Consider the following 16,443-nt stretch of genomic DNA (forward strand, 5'->3'; position numbering starts at 1 on the left):
AAAAACGCGTATGAATTTACCAAAAGTGAAAATGCTGCAAGTCAGCAAGTGCCTTATCGGATTGGCGGTCATGATGCTGCAATCCTGCGACGTGGCCGACAACCGCCGCGACATGCTGTGCGGGAACTGGGAGAGCGTGGAGGGAAAACCTGACGTGCTTATCTACAAGGAGGGCGAAGCCTACAAAGTGACGGTGTTCCGTCGTAGCGGTCTGCGCCGCAAGCTCAAGCCGGAAACCTATCTCTTGCAGGAGGAGAACGGCAACCTGTTCATGAACACCGGCTTCCGCATCGACGTGTCCTACAACGAGGCCACGGATGTGCTGACTTTCTCGCCAAACGGGGACTATGTGCGGGTGAAGCCGCAGCCGGGACATCCGACCGAAGAATAACAACCACTAAAATCCAAAGTAACATGAGAACAAGAATAACAATGATTATCTGCCTGTGCCTGCTTTTCGCGGGCAGGGCAAGCGCACAGTGGGTCGTAAGCGATCCGGGCAATCTAGCGCAGGGCATCATCAATGCCTCCAAAAACATCATCCATACCTCCAAGACCGCCACGAACATGGTGAGCAACTTTCAGGAGACGGTGAAAATCTATCAGCAGGGCAAGAAGTATTACGATGCCCTCAAATCGGTGAACAATCTGGTCAAGGACGCCCGCAAGGTGCAGCAGACCATCCTGATGGTGGGCGACATCACAGACATCTATGTGAACAGTTTCCAACGGATGCTCCGTGACGGGAATTTCAGACCCGAAGAGCTTTCCGCAATCGCTTTCGGCTACACGAAACTGCTGGAGGAAAGCAACGAAGTGTTGACGGAACTCAGGAACGTGGTGAACATCACCACGCTCTCCATGACCGACAAGGAGCGCATGGACGTGGTGGAACGCTGCCACTCGAAGATGAAGCGTTACCGCAACCTCGTGAGCTACTACACGAACAAGAACATCTCCGTGAGTTACCTGCGTGCGAAAAAGAAGAACGACCTCGACCGCATCATGGGGCTGTACGGGAACATGAACGAAAGATACTGGTAGCCTATGAAGTTCGACAACCTTCATCAGATTTTACGTTCACTTTATGAGCAGATGATGCCGCTGTGTGGGGACATGGCTGGTGTGGCGAAAGGCATCGCCGGGCTGGGTGCGCTGTTCTACGTCGCCTACCGGGTATGGCAGTCGCTGGCGAGAGCTGAACCGATAGACGTATTCCCGATGCTCCGTCCTTTTGCCATCGGTCTGTGCATCATGTTCTTCCCGACTGTGGTGCTGGGCACGATAAACAGCATCCTCTCACCCGTCGTACAGGGCACGGCAAAGATGCTGGAGGCGGAAACGCTGGACATGAACCGATACCGGGAGCAGAAGGACAAACTGGAATACGAGGCGATGGTACGCAACCCCGAAACCGCCTACCTCGTGTCCAACGAGGAATTTGACAAGCAACTGGAGGAACTCGGCTGGTCGCCCTCCGACATGGTGACGATGGCGGGAATGTATATCGACCGGGGAATGTACAACATGAAGAAGAGCATCCGCGACTTCTTCCGCGAGATACTCGAACTGCTGTTCCAAGCCGCCGCCCTCGTGATAGACACCGTCCGCACCTTCTTTCTCGTGGTGCTGGCGATTCTCGGTCCGATAGCCTTCGCCCTGTCGGTATGGGACGGTTTCCAAAACACGCTCACGCAGTGGATATGCCGCTATATACAGGTCTATCTGTGGCTACCGGTATCGGACATGTTCAGCACCATACTGGCGAAGATACAGGTTCTGATGCTGCAAAACGACATCGAGCGGATGCAGGCAGACCCGAACTTCTCGCTGGATTCGAGCGACGGGGTGTATATCGTATTCCTCTGCATCGGCATCATCGGCTACTTTACCATTCCCACCGTTGCGGGCTGGATTATCCAAGCCGGAGGCATGGGCGGTTACGGTCGCAACGTGAACCAGATGGCGGGACGAGCCGGAAGCATGGCGGGCAGCGTGGCGGGTGCAGCCGCAGGAAACGCAGTCGGACGTGTCGGCAAATTGCTGAAATAATCAATGTGCAATCATAAATTGGAAAATATAAATGGAATTCAAATCACTTAGAAACATCGAATCGTCGTTCAGGCAGATACGCCTGTTCGGTATCGTCTTCCTCTCGCTGTGCGCCGTGGTGACGGTGTGGAGCGTGTGGAACTCCTACCGTTTCGCAGAGAAGCAACGGGAGAAAATCTATGTGCTGGACAACGGCAAGAGCCTGATGCTCGCCTTGTCTCAGGATTTGTCGCAGAACCGCCCGGCGGAGGCACGGGAACATGTGCGCCGTTTCCACGAGATGTTCTTCACGCTATCACCTGAAAAAAGCGCGATTGAACACAACGTGAAACGTGCCTTGCTGCTGGCGGACAAGAGCGTGTACCACTATTATTCGGACTTCGCGGAGAAGGGGTACTACAACCGCATCATCGCCGGGAACATCAACCAAGTGCTGAAGGTGGACAGCGTGGTGTGCGACTTCAACGCCTATCCCTACCGTGCCGTGACCTACGCCACACAGAAAATCATCCGGCAGAGCAACGTCACCGAGCGCAGCCTCGTGACCACCTGCCGCCTGCTGAACGCATCGCGGTCGGATGACAACCCGAACGGTTTTACCATCGAGGGTTTCACCATCATTGAGAACAAGGATTTACAGACTATCAAACGGTAACAGGACATGAAAAGTATCAGAAAATCAATGTGGGGCATGTATTGGAAACTCCACGACAAACGGAAACGCTTGGCGGCAAGTCTCAAAGGGTATCTGGACGGCTTGCCGCCGGAAACACGCCGCCGCATCGTGCTGGGGATGTTCGCCGCCTTCGCGGTGCTTGCCCTTTACACCTTCGGCAGAGCCGTCTATGACATCGGCAGGAACGACGGCTCACATATGGAAACGGGACACGCCGGACGGGTGGAACTGCCGACCCCGGCGGAAACAGGCAATCACTTAACACCTTATTTATATGGAACAGACAAAGAATGAACCGACGAAAGAGAACAAAGCTGCTCCCGAAACGGGGAAACCGAAAAAGGAGCGCGAACCGCTGACAGAGGCGCAACGGCTGAAACGGCAGAAGATGATCGTGCTGCCCGCTATGGTGTTGGTGTTCATCGGGGCGATGTGGCTGATATTCGCCCCGTCCTCCGGCAAGGAGCAACCGCCGGGAACGGACGGATACAACACCGAGATGCCCGACGCTGACAAGGCGAACCGGCAGATTATCGGCGACAAGCTGAAAGCCTACGAGCATGGGGAGATGGAAGAGCGTCAGGAGAGCCGCAACCGTGCCATCGGGCAGCTGGGCGACATGTTCGACCGCGAGATAGCGGGAACGGAGAACGGAGTGGACTTCGACCTCGCCAATCCGGGCGGCAAGGAAGAAAGGGCAAAGCCAGCCACGCCGCAGACCATCCAGTCCTCCGCAGCCGCCTACCGTGACCTGAACGCCACGCTCGGAAACTTCTACGACCAGCCGAAAAACGACAATGCGGAGATGGACGAATTGTTGGAGCGCATCGCATCGCTGGAGTCGGAACTGGAAAGCGAGAGGGGCAAGGCTTCCTCTATGGACGAGCAGGTGGCTCTTATGGAGAAGTCCTACGAGCTGGCGGCAAAGTACATGGGCGGTCAGAACGGAGGACAGCCATCGGCGGAACAGAGGGCAGAGCCAACTACCGTGCAGAAAGGGAAGAAGAACAAGGCAATGCCTATCAGACAGGTGGAGCATCAAGTAGTTTCTTCACTCTCACAGCCTATGAGTAACGCGGAGTTTGTCGCCGCCTTATCGCAGGAACGCAACCGGGGTTTCAACACGGCTGTCGGCACGGCGGAGGTATTGGACAGGAACACCATACCGGCGTGCGTGCATGGGGCGCAGAGCGTGACGGACGGGCAGACGGTAAGGCTGCGCCTGCTGGAGCCTATGGCGGTGGCAGGCAGGACAATACCCCGGGGTGCGGTGGTGGTCGGCACGGGCAAGATACAGGGTGAGCGGCTCGACATCGAGATTACCTCGCTGGAATACGACGGCACGATTATCCCCGTGGAGCTTGCGGTCTATGACACGGACGGACAGCCCGGCATCTTCATCCCGAACTCGATGGAGATGAACGCCGTCCGGGAGGTCGCCGCCAACATGGGCGGCTCGCTGGGAAGCAGCATCAACATCTCCACCAATGCCGGGGCGCAGCTCGCCTCCGACTTGGGCAAGGGGCTGATACAAGGCACGAGCCAGTACATCGCCAAAAAGATGCGAACCGTCAAGGTGCATCTGAAAGCCGGGTACAGGGTCATGCTTTACCAAGAAAAATATTGAAAACAATAAAAATTACCACTAAAATCCAAAAGTAATGAGAAAAGTAATCATCATGTTTGCCCTCGCTATGGGCATCATAACTGCCAACGCGCAGGAGAATGTAACCGTTGAAACGACCAACGGAAGTGAACAACCGACCTTGACGAAGGAGGTCTATCCGCAGAAGGAGGCGGACGGCGACCTATATCACGGGCTGTCACGCAAGCTGACCTTCGACCGCATGATACCGCCGCACGGTCTGGAAGTGACCTACGACAAGACCGTCCACGTCATTTTTCCGGCGGAGGTGCGCTATGTCGATTTAGGCTCGCCCGACCTGATTGCCGGGAAAGCCGACGGAGCGGAGAACATCATCCGTGTGAAGGCTACCGTAAGGAATTTTCCCAACGAAACGAATATGTCCGTCATCACGGAGGACGGCAGTTTCTACACCTTCAACGTGAAGTACGCCGCCGAACCGCTGTTGCTCAACGTGGAGATGTGCGACTTCATCCATGACGGCAGCACGGTGAACCGCCCGAACAACGCGCAGGAAATCTATCTGAAAGAGCTGGGCAGCGAAAGCCCGATGCTGGTGCGCCTTATCATGAAGTCCATCCACAAACAGAACAAGCGCGAGGTGAAGCATATCGGCTGCAAGCGTTTCGGCATCCAATACCTGTTGAAAGGCATCTACACGCACAACGGCTTGCTTTATTTCCACACGGAGATAAAGAACCAGAGCAACGTGCCTTTCGATGTGGACTACATCACTTGGAAAATCGTGGACAAGAAGGTTGCGAAGCGTACTGCCGTGCAGGAGCAGATTATTCTGCCGCTCCGCGCGCAGAACTACGCCACCCTCGTGCCGGGCAAAAAGAGCGAGCGCACGGTCTTCACGATGGCGAAGTTCACCATCCCCGATGACAAGTGCCTCGTGGTGGAATTGAACGAGAAGAACGGCGGCCGTCACCAGTCCTTCGTGATTGAGAACGAGGATTTGGTACGCGCGGGTACCATCAACGAACTTCAAGTACGCTGACCATGAGAAAGTACATCGCAATAATCATCGCGTCGCTTGCCCTTTTTACAGGGCAGGCGCACGCCCAGCGGTGTCTGCCGAAGATGCAGGGCATCGAGGTGAGGGCGGACATGGCGGACGGCTTCAATCTCGGCGGCAAGGACGGCGGGTACAGCTTCGGGGCGGCTCTCTCCACCTACACGAAGAAGGGGAACAAGTGGGTGTTCGGTGGCGAATACCTGTTGAAGAACAATCCCTACAAGGACACCAAGATACCCGTGGCGCAGTTCACGGCGGAGGGCGGCTATTACTTCAAGATACTGTCGGACGCCCGAAAGATTGTTTTCGTCTATGCCGGGGCTTCGGCTCTCGCCGGATATGAGGCGGTAAATTGGGGGAAGAAGGTGCTGCATGACGGCTCCACGCTGCACGACCGGGACGCCTTCATCTACGGCGGTGCGCTGACGCTCGATGTGGAGTGTTACGTGGCAGACCGTATCGCCCTGCTTGCCAACCTGCGGGAGCGTTGCCTTTGGGGTGGCGACACACGGAAGTTCCACACGCAGTTCGGGGTCGGTATCAAGTTCATCATCAACTGACACGGGCATGGAAAGGACGGAAATAGATGCTGTCAGAAGGATGCCGCTTGCGGATTTTCTCGCACGGCTGGGGCATGAGCCTGTCAGAAGGAGCGGTAACGAGCTGTGGTATCTTGCCCCGTACAGGGGCGAGCGCACATCCTCTTTCCGTGTGAACGTGGCGAAACAGCTCTGGTACGACTTCGGTTTGGGCAAGGGCGGCGACATCTTCACGCTTGCCGGGGAGTTTCTGCAAAGCGATGACTTCATGAAGCAAGCGAAGTTCATAGCGGAAGCCGCCAATATGACGGTTGCCGGATGGGAAAAGCCCGTCTATCTCTCGAAGCCGACCGAATCCGTTTTTGAGGATGTGGAGGTCGCTCCGCTGCTCCGCTCACTGCTGACGGAGTATTTAGAGGAACGGGGCATCCCTTACGCCATCGCATCCCGTCACTGCTGCCGCTTGAACTACGGTGTGCGTGGGAAACGGTATTTTGCCGTTGGCTTTCCGAACATGGCAGGTGGCTATGAAGTCAGAAGCCGATATTTCAAGGGTTGCATACCTCCGAAGTCTGTATCACTGGTAAAGGCGAATGACATCCCGGCTGACGAGTGCCTCGTGTTCGAGGGCTTCATGGACTTTCTCTCTGCCGTGACGCTTGGTGTAACCGGTAACGCTGACTGTCTTGTGCTGAACTCAGTCGCCAACGTGGAGAAGGCGGCGGGATTGCTGGACGGATACGGGCGCATCGGCTGCTTCCTCGACCGTGACGAAGCCGGACGGCGGACGCTTGCCGCACTTACCATGCGATACGGGGAACGTGTCACCGACCGTTCCTCCCTCTATGACGGTTGCAAGGACTTGAACGAGTACCTGCAACTGACAACGAAAAAACAGAAAAACAACCATCTAAAAATCGAAGAACAATGAACATACTGAACAACAGAAACAAGAGAACATCAATATTCAAGGCAGTGGCGTTATGCCTGATAGCCGCCATGTCATTCACCCTCGTGTCATGTGACGATGACATGGACATCCAGCAGTCCTATCCCTTCACGGTGGAGGTCATGCCCGTGCCGAACAAGGTAGTAAAGGGGCAGACAGTGGAAATCCGCTGTGAACTGAAAAAGGAGGGCGACTTTTCGGGTACGCTCTATACCATCCGCTATTTCCAGTTCGAGGGGGAAGGCTCGCTCAAAATGGATAACGGCATCACCTTCCTGCCTAACGACCGCTACCTGCTGGAGAACGAAAAATTCCGCCTGTACTACACGGCGGCGGGTGATGAGGCGCATAATTTCATCGTGGTGGTGGAGGATAACTTTAGCAACTCCTACGAACTGGAATTTGACTTCAACAACAGGAATGTAAAGGACGACGATCTTACCATCGTTCCCATCGGCAACTTCAGCCCCTTGTTGAAATGATGCGTGTATTCATGACAATGCTCTGTTCACTTCTGACGGTCTGTTCTGTGTCCGCGCAGATCAGCCGCCAAGAGGGAACGGACGGGCAGGCGGCAATCTACCGACTGCCGCTTATGGAACGTGCTTTTTTATGCTGCCGCTACTTTGAAGGCTGGCACTCAGAAAAACACTACCCATACGTCGGTTGGGGTCACAAACTTTTGCCAAACGAGAAGTATTCGGCACGAACCATGACAAAACGGGATGCGGATGAACTTTTGCGGAAAGACCTGCGCAAATTTGTCGCCATGTTCCGTAAATTCGGGGTTGATTCGCTATTGTTATCCGAAATTTCGGATAACAACAGTTATCCAAACCCCAGCATTATCCTAAAAATATAGTTTTTTATTCTGTAAATCATTCTGTTATAGGATGAATAGGTTTGGATAATACATTCCTATATCTTTGCTAATGGCACTAAAGCCAATAGGAAGAATATGAATATAGCACAGTTAAAATTAAGCCAGAAGAAGTTACTGGACAACCTCGTTTCCCGTGGTTATGACATTCAGTACATCAAAGGAGTAAAATTTGTTTTAAGACTTCTTTTTGAACATGAAGGATGTTTTCATTCGTATGAACAGTTTGCAGAAAAGTTTATCCGTACAAGGGGATATACAAAAGCGACATTGGATCTTAGGATGATGCATTTACGTACTATCCAAGCATATGATGAATTTGGGCACTACCCGGACAAGAAGTCCTTTGTTCCGTTATGCTATCCTTCCAGGTATAATATGCTTAACCCCAGTTTTCGGAAAGTTATAGACATTTATCGGAAGCGTGCCGCAGAACATAAAAAGAAGTCCACAGTAAAAATGGAAACCGATGCCGTTACAATGTTCCTTTTTGAGATGCAAAAGTTCCACGTCTCTTCATTGGATGAAATCAAAGAAGAACATGTTTTGTCCTTTTTCCTTAAAGAAGAACAGCAAAAGCGTTCAAGGACATATTGCGGTCACATAGCGTCAGCCCTTAAAGAGTTGGGGGATTTATACGACATGAAAAAAGTATTAGGTTATTTCCCTGATTTGAAATATGAAAGGAAAAACTTCAACTATCTTAAGGATGATGAAATCAATGTGATAAAAAATGCTTTGTCAGACTCTAACAATATTTTGACTTTCAGGGAAAAAGCTATAGTTTCATTGGCTTTATATACTGGCATAAGAGGATGTGACATTGCCAACTTGAAATTGACAGACATAGATTGGAAGAAGGAACGAGTCAGCTTCGTCCAGGAAAAGACTGGTAATCCGATAGTGTTGCCCCTTCTTCCCCATGTTGGAAACTCATTGTTTGATTACATACGGAATGAACGGGACAATGAGGCCGGATCCGTGTATCTGTTTCCCAACAAGAAGAATACGACAGAAAGGTTGGAGAACAAAAGTATCGGCACCATTGTCAATACAGTCTTTGAGAAATTAAACCTTAGAAAAGGTGAATCCGGGCGTGGAGTCAGCGTATTTCGGCACAACCTCGCCTCTAAATTACTTGGTAAAGGTACCGAGATTAGGGTCATCAGCCATATTTTAGGACATATCTGTTCTTCATCTATAGTCCCATATATAGATGCTGACATCCCTCATCTGAGAGAATGCGGAATCAATATTGAATGTTATCCAATAAGAAAGGAGTTGTTCGAATGAAAACAGATTCACATCTACCCCAATTTGCAGATTTGATGTCTGAATATGTCAATTTCATCTCCGGTATCGGAAAATGTGACTATATAACCCGCATATACCTGAACTCTTTCGCCAAGTACTGTATGAATCATGGCGGAGTGCTGTCGGATGATATTATCTCCGGATGGGCATCAAGGACAGATAAGGAAAGCTATTATACAAACCGTAACAGATGCATTATTTTGAGGCGCTTCATCCGTTATATCCGGTCGAAATATGGGGCACCGTTCAAATTGCCATCATATCCTCCGGATATAAAATACACACCTAAGCCAAAGCGTATTCCTGTTTCAGAACAGCCATACTCTTATTCCGCAATATCCCATATAGTCAAGAAATATGAACTTTACAAAAGAGCTTCTGGGAAATTCAGTAGGCGGACAATGGACAAGATTCGCCGTTTCAATGACTTCTGCGCTCAAAATTATCCGTCAGCCGAAGTTCTTACAGAAGAAATTGTCCTTGATTATTGCAAGAAGAAAAAAACGGAATCCGCAAAGTCATGCAATAACAGAATTGTAGGTGTCAGAGGATTTCTGAAATATGCGAATAGCCGTGGTTTTGTAAATATTCCTCTTCCATCCACCATTCCAAGAGTCAATGTCACATCATTCGAACCACATCCGTTTACTCCAGAAGAGCTTGCAAGATTCTTTAATGAAGCGGACAATCTCGAACCTCCAATAAATTGCCGTGACATGAGGGCTGCGCTTATGAAAGTGGAAGTTCCGGTCTTTTTCCGACTTTTGTACAGTACAGGGATGCGTACAACAGAAGCCCGTCTGCTCAGAGTAGAAGACGTAGACTTGCAATCCGGTGTTATAAATATAAGATACACAAAGAGCATAGATGAACATCGGGTTGCCTTGCACGAATCCATGTGGTCGCTATTGCAGATGTATAATGTCAAAATGGAAAATCTCATGCCCGGAAGAAAGACATTCTTTCCTAACGAGTATGACAAACCATATTCCGGAGAATGGGTAACGGCAAGTTTTAAGAAAGTATGGAAGAAAGTCAGTACGGCACACGCAAGAGCATATGATTTTCGCAGTCACTATGCGGTCGTGAACATAAACGGTTGGGATCACTGCGGCATTGAATGGATGGACAAACTCTTATATCTCAGCCGTTCCATGGGACACCGTTACATTCAAAACACATTATATTATTACAGGCTTGTACCGCTGTTTGCACACCAGTTGGAAAATCTGACAGGATGTGGGTATGAAGAACTTTTGCCTGATTTAAACGACTATTTTGAATATGAAGACTAAAGCAGAACATTCAATTATCGCCGATGCCATCCATGAGTGGCATACGGTCTATCTTCCGTGTATAAGGAATCTGAGCCATAACGCTTTAAAATCATACGGAGAGGGAATGGGAATCTATATAGACTTCCTTGAATCCTCAAAAGGAGTCACATCAAATACCCTTTGTGGGGAATGCTTCCGTAAGGACTGGATTGAAGAATGGATTGCGTGGCTGAAAGAAGTAAGAAAATGCAGCCCGCAAACATGCAATCATCGCCTCTCCATATTGAAAAATTTCCTCCGTTTCCTTGCGCACAAGAAAATCCAATTCATAAAATATGATTGTGATGCCGCTGAAATAAAAAGAATGCAGCAACCTAAAAAACAAGTGGAAGTAATCACAAAAGATACAATCAAACGGATTTTTGCAAGCATCAATACACGTACATTGATAGGTAAGAGGGATTTTGCCTTGTTCAATCTTCTATATAGTACCGGAACAAGAATAGATGAAATATTATCATTGAGGCTGTCGGCACTGCACCTGGATGAAACGAAAGGTTACATTCTTGTTTTGGGTAAAGGGAATAAACAACGTACCATTTATTTGTTGAACAGCATGGTAAGAATACTGAGACATTATGTGAAGTTGTTCCATCCGGCAAATCCGTTACCTTCTGATTTTGTATTTTTCCCCATATATGGCCATGCAAACAAAAAAATCACTTCAGAAGCGATTAGCAAGCGGTTGAAAATGTATGTTAGGATTGCGTCTCAGGGGCTACTTGAAATTCCTGTAGATTTTCATTGCCATAGTTTTCGGCATGCACGGGCTACCCATTGGTTGGAAGACGGTGTAAACTTGGCGCAGATACAAAAACTATTGGGGCATGAGAGCATTGAAACGACAATGAAATACGTAGGAGTTTCATCAGAACAAATGATACAAGCTTTATGCTCTATGGAAGACAATCTGACTTTAGGCGTTGAAAAGAAATATAAGAAAATCAGAAATAAAGATTCATTAGCAACAGTTCTTGGATTGAGATAATACTTAGTAATAAATGAGTGACTGTTCTTGAATAATGGAACAATCACTCTTTATTATCTGCTACCAAAATATAACAATTTACTGATATTCAATATAGTAAAAAGTCAAGTTGGGATAATATTTTGGTTTGGATAAATTTTGCTTGGCACGTTAGCTTACAATGTGGGACCGGCGAAGCTGTTAGGCAGCAAAACAATCCCCAAAAGCACCTTAATCAAGAAGCTGGAAGCTGGTGACAGGAACATCTACCGTGAGTATATAGCCTTCTGCAACTACAAAGGAAAACGCCACGCCATGCTGCTCAAACGGAGAAAGGCGGAGTTTGCGCTGTTGTATATCCCATAAAAGGACTGACAAAACTGGCAAAAGACGTGCCATATTTAACTTGGCACGTCTTTTGCTCTATCACTTGATAGATTATCGTAGGATTTTCTCGTTAATTGACATCGTTGAGCCATTTTTGCCTATCGGTTTCCAAATAACACTTCAAGTTGTAAGTGTTGTGAGAGCAATACAAAACATAGTTATTAACCATAAAAAGTATAGCGAAATTATGAAGAAAGTATTTAGGAAAATTCAGAAAGGAACAACAAAAATGATTGAACGTATCAAATCGTTGGGGGAAATGGAGACGAAGCAGAAATGTGTAGTTCAACGGTTCGAGATTATCATTCCCCTCCACCAAAAAATAACGACCCAATATATAGCCTCCGCAAGTTTTACTTGCGGATTTTTTAGTTATCGCAGATTGGACAAAGGTTTCTTTGCTACTTTCTTTGTCCGCCATCATGCTCACTGAAAGAAAGTAGGGCGGCTCTCGCCGCCCCGCCACTCAAAAGCGTGTGTAAAGTCCCGTCACCATCGTGAACATTTCCTCCAGCATATCAAAATAGATACCCTCGTGTACGGCAATGTCCTTTGTCTTGCACTCAAAGGTCTTTTTGCTGAACGTCCTGCGGTAGAAGCGCATATTGTAGAGGTCTGCCCCTTCGTCATAGATGATGTCAAGGCGGTTGGCACTTGTTTTGTTCCTTGCAAGGCTCATCCGTAAGCCGTTGCCCATATCTATGAAATCACGGCTACCTGTCATGGCGGTGAAGCGTTTTCCGCCTATCTGCTGTAATATCGTCTTGGCTATCATATCTTTTGTTTTTAGGGTTTTAAGTATTGGCGGTGCGGACACCGCCATCCCGTTCAAAATTCTCGCATTTCGGAAATGGGGGTCTGCCGTTGTAGCCACTCTTTCACACATTCCATATTGTACTCGCTCGTGATGACTGCCGTATGGCTGTCGGTGGCGGTGAAACGTGTGCTTTCGTAATCATCTATCCACCCCTTGAGGGTGTCCGTTCCCCACGCTCCGGTATCGTCAAAGATACCGTCCAATGCCGTGATAGGTTCGCTGAACTTGACTATCAGCGTTTGATAGGTCGTGTTCATAGTCTGTCCTCCTTTCCCTTCTTTGCGTTCAGCCACTTGTCCCGTGCGGCTCGGCACTCGTCCAACGTGGGTTTGACACAAGAGAACAATTCTCTGTCTATGGGGTGGCGGTAGTCGTACTGCACAAGTGTCCGCCTGCGTCTTCCGATACCCGATTGGAAACGCTCGTATTTCTCCGTACCTGCTTCCGCGCAGGTGCTTACTCCGTTGATGGTCATTCGTGTTGTCATAATGTTGCTTTTTAGATGGTTAAAAATGTACTGACAGAACTCTGTTCTTCATCACCATTTCGGGGTTGCTTGTGTAGCGTTGGTGCAGGTAGAAATGGTGTGAGCCGAAGCCGTAAAGGAAAAACTTGTCAAGTTCGTGCTTCTCGGCAAACTCCTTTACGCTCTTTCTCAATTCCCCCTCACTCGTTGTGAGAGTGAGGAGGTTCACAAATTCAAGGAACATCGTGGGGATTGCATCATCCCACACACAAATCATACTTTCAATTCTTACTTCCATATCAATGTTGTTTTAGGGGTTATGCTATGCCGCTTTCATCCGCTCACGGATAAGGTTGGCGTTCTTGTTCACAAGGTCTATGATGCGCTCGTGATATTCGGTGTCCTGGTTGTGCTTGCCGTGGCACTGCACCACTTCGAGGGTTCGCAAGTCCACCTCTACGGTTTCAATAATCTCATCGCCAATCCTTGCCGATAGTATGAGGGTGTCGGCTTTCTTGTAGTATCCACTGCCAAACACGCAGATGCCCTGCGTCTTGCCCTCGTTGTAATACTCGTCTATGCTTTCAAGCACCTTGACGATTATTTCCTCGTCCGTGATTACCAAGCCGAAGAATTTGGATTTGTTGGCGATGAAATCCTCCGCATCTTTCTTTCGTTGGAGTTGTCGCTGTTGCTCACGCTCACGCCTTTCAATCTCCCAACGGCGTTGCTCTGCGGCTCTTTCCTTCTCGTGTATGGCTTCAATTTTTCGGGTTGCGTTGTCGTGTGCCGCCATGAAATCTTCGGGACAGATGTTCTTCGGGTTACGGAGGTCTTGACCGAGTTTTTTGAGCATACGCAGATAGTCGCACCACATTGAGAGGTTGTCTATCTGATACTTGTGACGCTTGGCAATCAGATATGATGCCCAACATTCATCGGCAGTACGGGTATTGAAAAGAAAGTGTTTCATGACCTCAATCTCACCGCCTTTCATAAGGGTTTCAATTCTTGGGTCTGAAAGCAAGGCTTTGAAAAGACGCACGGGGGAGATGCCGTGGAAATCGCCCTTGAAGCCGTTACGTCTGAGTTGGGGCAATATCCTCATCTTTGGATATGCACAGCTTCTTGCCACCACATCATCGTATAGGCTGTTGTGCGGTCTTACCTCCATATCGCTGCCTAATGCCCACACATCGCAATAGCAGAAAAGGAAGCCACGGAGCAACGCCATGTCCGTAACCTTGCCGTCGGGTGAAATCCAACGCTGCACGACCTCGTGGCAGTAGAAACGCATCGGTTCGCCTTTCCTGCTCTCGCATCTGACCTGCGCCACGCGGATTACCTGATACCCTTTGCAGGTGGTTATCACGCTGAAATTCTGCGTTTCCTTGTAGATGCGTCTGCGTGTGTCCTGCACTTTGAGTTCGGCATGGCATTTGGGGCAGGTGCAGCCTTCAAGGGTGTCGCATAGTCCGCTGTCGCTGTGCCACTCGTGACCGCAGTCGGAACAGGTGATGTTCCCTTTCTTGGTGCGGTAGCCGATATGCTCAACGCAGTGGCGGTATGCCCAATCTATTTGTGTCGCTGATATGGGGCGAAGGTTGGCGGAAAGTCTTGCCACCTCTTTCTGTATCTTGGTCTTCGGTTTCATAAGCCTAAATCAAATAATGAGGGTTGGGGTTGGTTTTCTTTTCTCGCTGACGGTCTGTGGCGGTTCTGCAACTTGCGGAGTTCCTCCTCTTGGTATTTGCGGACAGCGTTCTGACGTGCCTCCGCCTTTTCCTCTGCCGTGAGTTTCACAACGTGGTTCACAACCACTTGGCAGTCCATCGGTTTGCCCACCTCTATCTCGTTTTCCTCATAGTAGTGGATGGCTTGCCCGAATATCTCTCCGTCCGTGAAACCGTTGCAACCGCTTTTCTGCACATAGTTCAGAATGTGGGTCACGCACTCGTCCATGTTCTTGGCAGGGTTGCGGTACTTCTTTGCAAATAGCGCATCTTCCTCCGCACGCTGTTCCAAGTACATATATATCGTTCTCTTGAAATGGTCTGTTCCTTTCATATCGCTGTCATTTTTAGATTATCTGTTTCAGTATCTCTCTCCAATAGGTCGGCTCTACCTCGCTGAGAAGGAAGTCCATGAAATCCCTCCGTGCGTCCTTGTTCAGTTCGTGGTACAATCTTCGGAAAGTTTCAAAATTGCCGTTGATGTACGTTTCCACCATATACACGAAGATGTTGTCCACCTCGTAATATCTGCACTGCTGCGCTGCCGTCTTGCTGTTTCTTTTTGCCATGTCGGTAAGGGTTAAAGGGTGAATAACCAAAGGATGAAGCCAAAGAAGGCAATGGTGGAAAGGATAGCCACGATTACACCTATCGCCACTCGGAACACTCCGTTTACAATCTCTCTGATGATGCCCCAAAGGATGCCGAACACCCCGAAGGCGGTGCGCATCATCAAGCCGCATATCGCCAACCCGATGTGTTGCGCCATTTGTCTGAAATTTGCCGTTGCCGTCATATCTTCGCTGTTTTTGATTTTTTTGTTTTTAATGCGGATTCAAGAGCTGAGGGAGTTGAGTTTCAAACTATCTTATCTGCCTCTCGTTTATCCGACATTTTTTTTATGCGTCTTTCTGTCGCATCGGTCGTTTTCGTTTCGGGTGCTTGAAAAGGTAGGGATTAGGGAATGCAAGGTTTTTCGGTCAAAATACTACCCGCAGGGCTGGAGATTTTTACCGAAAACAGGAGGCTTGACCTTGCTTTCCCGTCCAATCCCGGAATTACCTTTGCGCCCAGAACGAAAATGACTGACTGATGCGGCTTACTGAAAGGCGCAAAATGGAGGTAAACGAAAACAGAGGCAGATTGTGTAGAAAAAAACTTCAGGGGAAAATCCGTAAAAAAAAGAATCACCAAAAGGAAAAAGACATCACCGGAAGCGTGAAAAGGGCAAACCACAACAAAGGAAGTATGATTGTTTCCGATCCGACGGAACTTGTTCAGCCGGGTGGCAACAATCATTCTTCCCGGTTTGTCCGGCTGTGTGTGGGCGCCTGTTTCATTCATGGGGCAGGCTGACACACTCTGCATTCACTTTCCGCTTCCGGCAAAAGAGACAGCGAAAAAAGAAAAATCATTTGAAAACCCGTAAAAGCACCTCTTGGCATAGGCGCAAAAGAAAGGGGCATTGCTTCATCTGTCTAAACATCGTTTAGGCGTGAGGCAATGCCCTTTTCTCCAGCTATGCGGTAGTCGGCACACGTTTGTTCCAAACTCGTTTTGGGCAATGGTGTGCCGACGGACAATACCGCTTTTACGGAAAATTCTTATGAATGAGGGGATAAAAAACGGGAGTTTATATCAAAATCTCGAATTAAATAGC

The 16,443-nt window shown here is 49.1% G+C and carries 23 protein-coding genes and 2 pseudogenes; 16 read left to right on the plus strand and 9 right to left on the minus strand.

Annotated features, from left to right (window positions below):
- Positions 1 to 10: 10 nt before the first annotated feature.
- From OCV81_RS12135 to OCV81_RS17765, 16 genes and pseudogenes are all read left to right on the plus strand, one after another.
- Entirely contained in the window at positions 11 to 391 is a 381-nt protein-coding gene (locus OCV81_RS12135) for a DUF3876 domain-containing protein (RefSeq protein WP_004291516.1), read from the plus strand.
- Positions 392 to 414: 23 nt separating this feature from the next.
- Entirely contained in the window at positions 415 to 1,044 is a 630-nt protein-coding gene (locus OCV81_RS12140) for a DUF4141 domain-containing protein (RefSeq protein ID WP_004304283.1), read from the plus strand.
- A 3-nt stretch (positions 1,045 to 1,047) separates the two neighbouring features.
- Positions 1,048 to 2,052: a conjugative transposon protein TraJ gene (gene traJ / locus OCV81_RS12145; protein ID WP_004291518.1), complete on the plus strand. Its 1,005-nt coding sequence runs from the start codon at positions 1,048 to 1,050 to the stop codon at positions 2,050 to 2,052.
- A 31-nt stretch (positions 2,053 to 2,083) separates the two neighbouring features.
- Positions 2,084 to 2,707: a conjugative transposon protein TraK gene (gene traK, locus OCV81_RS12150; RefSeq protein ID WP_004291519.1), complete on the plus strand. Its 624-nt coding sequence runs from the start codon at positions 2,084 to 2,086 to the stop codon at positions 2,705 to 2,707.
- A gap of 27 nt (positions 2,708 to 2,734) precedes the next feature.
- Entirely contained in the window at positions 2,735 to 3,022 is a 288-nt protein-coding gene (locus OCV81_RS12155; RefSeq protein WP_018697145.1) for a TraL conjugative transposon family protein, read from the plus strand.
- Complete coding sequence (traM, locus tag OCV81_RS12160) at positions 3,003 to 4,355, plus strand: conjugative transposon protein TraM (RefSeq protein WP_004291521.1); 1,353 nt, start codon at positions 3,003 to 3,005, stop codon at positions 4,353 to 4,355. Before OCV81_RS12155 ends, traM begins: the two co-directional genes overlap by 20 nt.
- Before the next feature lie 34 nt (positions 4,356 to 4,389).
- Positions 4,390 to 5,376, plus strand: coding sequence for a conjugative transposon protein TraN (gene traN / locus OCV81_RS12165; protein ID WP_004291522.1), 987 nt, complete (start codon positions 4,390 to 4,392; stop codon positions 5,374 to 5,376).
- A gap of 2 nt (positions 5,377 to 5,378) precedes the next feature.
- Entirely contained in the window at positions 5,379 to 5,954 is a 576-nt protein-coding gene (locus OCV81_RS12170) for a conjugal transfer protein TraO (RefSeq protein ID WP_004291523.1), read from the plus strand.
- 7 nt (positions 5,955 to 5,961) lie between these two features.
- Positions 5,962 to 6,864, plus strand: a complete 903-nt coding sequence (locus OCV81_RS12175; protein WP_004291524.1) for a toprim domain-containing protein — start codon at positions 5,962 to 5,964, stop codon at positions 6,862 to 6,864.
- Positions 6,861 to 7,364, plus strand: a complete 504-nt coding sequence (locus OCV81_RS12180; RefSeq protein ID WP_004291525.1) for a DUF3872 domain-containing protein — start codon at positions 6,861 to 6,863, stop codon at positions 7,362 to 7,364. The genes OCV81_RS12175 and OCV81_RS12180 overlap by 4 nt, the downstream gene beginning before the upstream one ends.
- Positions 7,361 to 7,705 (plus strand): annotated as a pseudogene (locus OCV81_RS12185) (lysozyme); the annotation flags it as partial. The gene OCV81_RS12180 and the pseudogene OCV81_RS12185, both read left to right, overlap by 4 nt.
- Positions 7,706 to 7,840: 135 nt before the next feature.
- Complete coding sequence (locus tag OCV81_RS12190; RefSeq protein ID WP_005642464.1) at positions 7,841 to 9,055, plus strand: tyrosine-type recombinase/integrase; 1,215 nt, start codon at positions 7,841 to 7,843, stop codon at positions 9,053 to 9,055.
- The gene (locus tag OCV81_RS12195; RefSeq protein ID WP_005642462.1) at positions 9,052 to 10,371 is read left to right on the plus strand and encodes a tyrosine-type recombinase/integrase; all 1,320 of its coding nucleotides are present in this window, start codon (positions 9,052 to 9,054) and stop codon (positions 10,369 to 10,371) included. The genes OCV81_RS12190 and OCV81_RS12195 overlap by 4 nt, the downstream gene beginning before the upstream one ends.
- A complete protein-coding gene (locus OCV81_RS12200; RefSeq protein WP_005642461.1) occupies positions 10,361 to 11,401 on the plus strand; it encodes a tyrosine-type recombinase/integrase in 1,041 nt (346 codons plus the stop codon). Before OCV81_RS12195 ends, OCV81_RS12200 begins: the two co-directional genes overlap by 11 nt.
- A 135-nt stretch (positions 11,402 to 11,536) precedes the next feature.
- Positions 11,537 to 11,746, plus strand: a pseudogene (locus tag OCV81_RS12205) (glycoside hydrolase family protein); the annotation flags it as partial.
- A 64-nt stretch (positions 11,747 to 11,810) separates the two neighbouring features.
- The gene (locus OCV81_RS17765; RefSeq protein ID WP_004291527.1) at positions 11,811 to 12,200 is read left to right on the plus strand and encodes a hypothetical protein; all 390 of its coding nucleotides are present in this window, start codon (positions 11,811 to 11,813) and stop codon (positions 12,198 to 12,200) included.
- Positions 12,201 to 12,233: 33 nt separating this feature from the next.
- Here OCV81_RS17765 and OCV81_RS12210 read toward each other — a convergent pair whose 3' ends face one another.
- From OCV81_RS12210 to OCV81_RS12250, 9 genes are all read right to left on the minus strand, one after another.
- Positions 12,234 to 12,542 carry a hypothetical protein gene (locus OCV81_RS12210; protein ID WP_004304290.1) on the minus strand — a complete coding sequence of 103 codons (309 nt, stop codon included), beginning with the start codon at positions 12,540 to 12,542 and terminating at the stop codon, positions 12,234 to 12,236.
- Positions 12,543 to 12,595: 53 nt separating this feature from the next.
- Positions 12,596 to 12,841, minus strand: coding sequence for a DUF6956 domain-containing protein (locus OCV81_RS12215; RefSeq protein WP_004291529.1), 246 nt, complete (start codon positions 12,839 to 12,841; stop codon positions 12,596 to 12,598).
- Positions 12,838 to 13,071 carry a DUF3873 domain-containing protein gene (locus OCV81_RS12220; protein WP_004304291.1) on the minus strand — a complete coding sequence of 78 codons (234 nt, stop codon included), beginning with the start codon at positions 13,069 to 13,071 and terminating at the stop codon, positions 12,838 to 12,840. The genes OCV81_RS12215 and OCV81_RS12220 overlap by 4 nt, the downstream gene beginning before the upstream one ends.
- A 19-nt stretch (positions 13,072 to 13,090) precedes the next feature.
- The gene (locus OCV81_RS12225; RefSeq protein ID WP_004291531.1) at positions 13,091 to 13,348 is read right to left on the minus strand and encodes a hypothetical protein; all 258 of its coding nucleotides are present in this window, start codon (positions 13,346 to 13,348) and stop codon (positions 13,091 to 13,093) included.
- A 24-nt stretch (positions 13,349 to 13,372) separates the two neighbouring features.
- Positions 13,373 to 14,704: a PcfJ domain-containing protein gene (locus OCV81_RS12230; RefSeq protein ID WP_004291532.1), complete on the minus strand. Its 1,332-nt coding sequence runs from the start codon at positions 14,702 to 14,704 to the stop codon at positions 13,373 to 13,375.
- Positions 14,701 to 15,117 carry a PcfK-like family protein gene (locus OCV81_RS12235; protein WP_004291533.1) on the minus strand — a complete coding sequence of 139 codons (417 nt, stop codon included), beginning with the start codon at positions 15,115 to 15,117 and terminating at the stop codon, positions 14,701 to 14,703. Before OCV81_RS12235 ends, OCV81_RS12230 begins: the two co-directional genes overlap by 4 nt.
- A 13-nt stretch (positions 15,118 to 15,130) precedes the next feature.
- Positions 15,131 to 15,352 carry a hypothetical protein gene (locus tag OCV81_RS12240; RefSeq protein WP_004291534.1) on the minus strand — a complete coding sequence of 74 codons (222 nt, stop codon included), beginning with the start codon at positions 15,350 to 15,352 and terminating at the stop codon, positions 15,131 to 15,133.
- 11 nt (positions 15,353 to 15,363) lie between these two features.
- The gene (locus tag OCV81_RS12245) at positions 15,364 to 15,579 is read right to left on the minus strand and encodes a hypothetical protein (RefSeq protein ID WP_004291535.1); all 216 of its coding nucleotides are present in this window, start codon (positions 15,577 to 15,579) and stop codon (positions 15,364 to 15,366) included.
- Between the two features lie 161 nt (positions 15,580 to 15,740).
- Positions 15,741 to 16,127, minus strand: a complete 387-nt coding sequence (locus OCV81_RS12250; RefSeq protein ID WP_009126113.1) for a hypothetical protein — start codon at positions 16,125 to 16,127, stop codon at positions 15,741 to 15,743.
- Positions 16,128 to 16,443 lie beyond the last annotated feature (316 nt).

This window comes from Phocaeicola fibrisolvens (genome assembly GCF_025567125.1).
Classification (GTDB): Bacteria; Bacteroidota; Bacteroidia; order Bacteroidales; family Bacteroidaceae; genus Phocaeicola; species Phocaeicola fibrisolvens.

Bases quoted from the DNA above. Each gene is read 5' to 3' on its own strand.
- OCV81_RS12135 (WP_004291516.1), top strand. From the start codon at position 11: ATGAATTTACCAAAAGTGAAAATGCTGCAAGTCAGCAAGTGCCTTATC.
- OCV81_RS12140 (WP_004304283.1), top strand. From the start codon at position 415: ATGAGAACAAGAATAACAATGATTATCTGCCTGTGCCTGCTTTTCGCG.
- traJ (WP_004291518.1), top strand. From the start codon at position 1,048: ATGAAGTTCGACAACCTTCATCAGATTTTACGTTCACTTTATGAGCAG.
- traK (WP_004291519.1), top strand. From the start codon at position 2,084: ATGGAATTCAAATCACTTAGAAACATCGAATCGTCGTTCAGGCAGATA.
- OCV81_RS12155 (WP_018697145.1), top strand. From the start codon at position 2,735: ATGTGGGGCATGTATTGGAAACTCCACGACAAACGGAAACGCTTGGCG.
- traM (WP_004291521.1), top strand. From the start codon at position 3,003: ATGGAACAGACAAAGAATGAACCGACGAAAGAGAACAAAGCTGCTCCC.
- traN (WP_004291522.1), top strand. From the start codon at position 4,390: ATGAGAAAAGTAATCATCATGTTTGCCCTCGCTATGGGCATCATAACT.
- OCV81_RS12170 (WP_004291523.1), top strand. From the start codon at position 5,379: ATGAGAAAGTACATCGCAATAATCATCGCGTCGCTTGCCCTTTTTACA.
- OCV81_RS12175 (WP_004291524.1), top strand. From the start codon at position 5,962: ATGGAAAGGACGGAAATAGATGCTGTCAGAAGGATGCCGCTTGCGGAT.
- OCV81_RS12180 (WP_004291525.1), top strand. From the start codon at position 6,861: ATGAACATACTGAACAACAGAAACAAGAGAACATCAATATTCAAGGCA.
- OCV81_RS12190 (WP_005642464.1), top strand. From the start codon at position 7,841: ATGAATATAGCACAGTTAAAATTAAGCCAGAAGAAGTTACTGGACAAC.
- OCV81_RS12195 (WP_005642462.1), top strand. From the start codon at position 9,052: ATGAAAACAGATTCACATCTACCCCAATTTGCAGATTTGATGTCTGAA.
- OCV81_RS12200 (WP_005642461.1), top strand. From the start codon at position 10,361: ATGAAGACTAAAGCAGAACATTCAATTATCGCCGATGCCATCCATGAG.
- OCV81_RS12210 (WP_004304290.1), bottom strand. From the start codon at position 12,542: ATGATAGCCAAGACGATATTACAGCAGATAGGCGGAAAACGCTTCACC.
- OCV81_RS12215 (WP_004291529.1), bottom strand. From the start codon at position 12,841: ATGAACACGACCTATCAAACGCTGATAGTCAAGTTCAGCGAACCTATC.
- OCV81_RS12220 (WP_004304291.1), bottom strand. From the start codon at position 13,071: ATGACAACACGAATGACCATCAACGGAGTAAGCACCTGCGCGGAAGCA.
- OCV81_RS12225 (WP_004291531.1), bottom strand. From the start codon at position 13,348: ATGGAAGTAAGAATTGAAAGTATGATTTGTGTGTGGGATGATGCAATC.
- OCV81_RS12230 (WP_004291532.1), bottom strand. From the start codon at position 14,704: ATGAAACCGAAGACCAAGATACAGAAAGAGGTGGCAAGACTTTCCGCC.
- OCV81_RS12235 (WP_004291533.1), bottom strand. From the start codon at position 15,117: ATGAAAGGAACAGACCATTTCAAGAGAACGATATATATGTACTTGGAA.
- OCV81_RS12240 (WP_004291534.1), bottom strand. From the start codon at position 15,352: ATGGCAAAAAGAAACAGCAAGACGGCAGCGCAGCAGTGCAGATATTAC.
- OCV81_RS12245 (WP_004291535.1), bottom strand. From the start codon at position 15,579: ATGACGGCAACGGCAAATTTCAGACAAATGGCGCAACACATCGGGTTG.
- OCV81_RS12250 (WP_009126113.1), bottom strand. From the start codon at position 16,127: ATGAATGAAACAGGCGCCCACACACAGCCGGACAAACCGGGAAGAATG.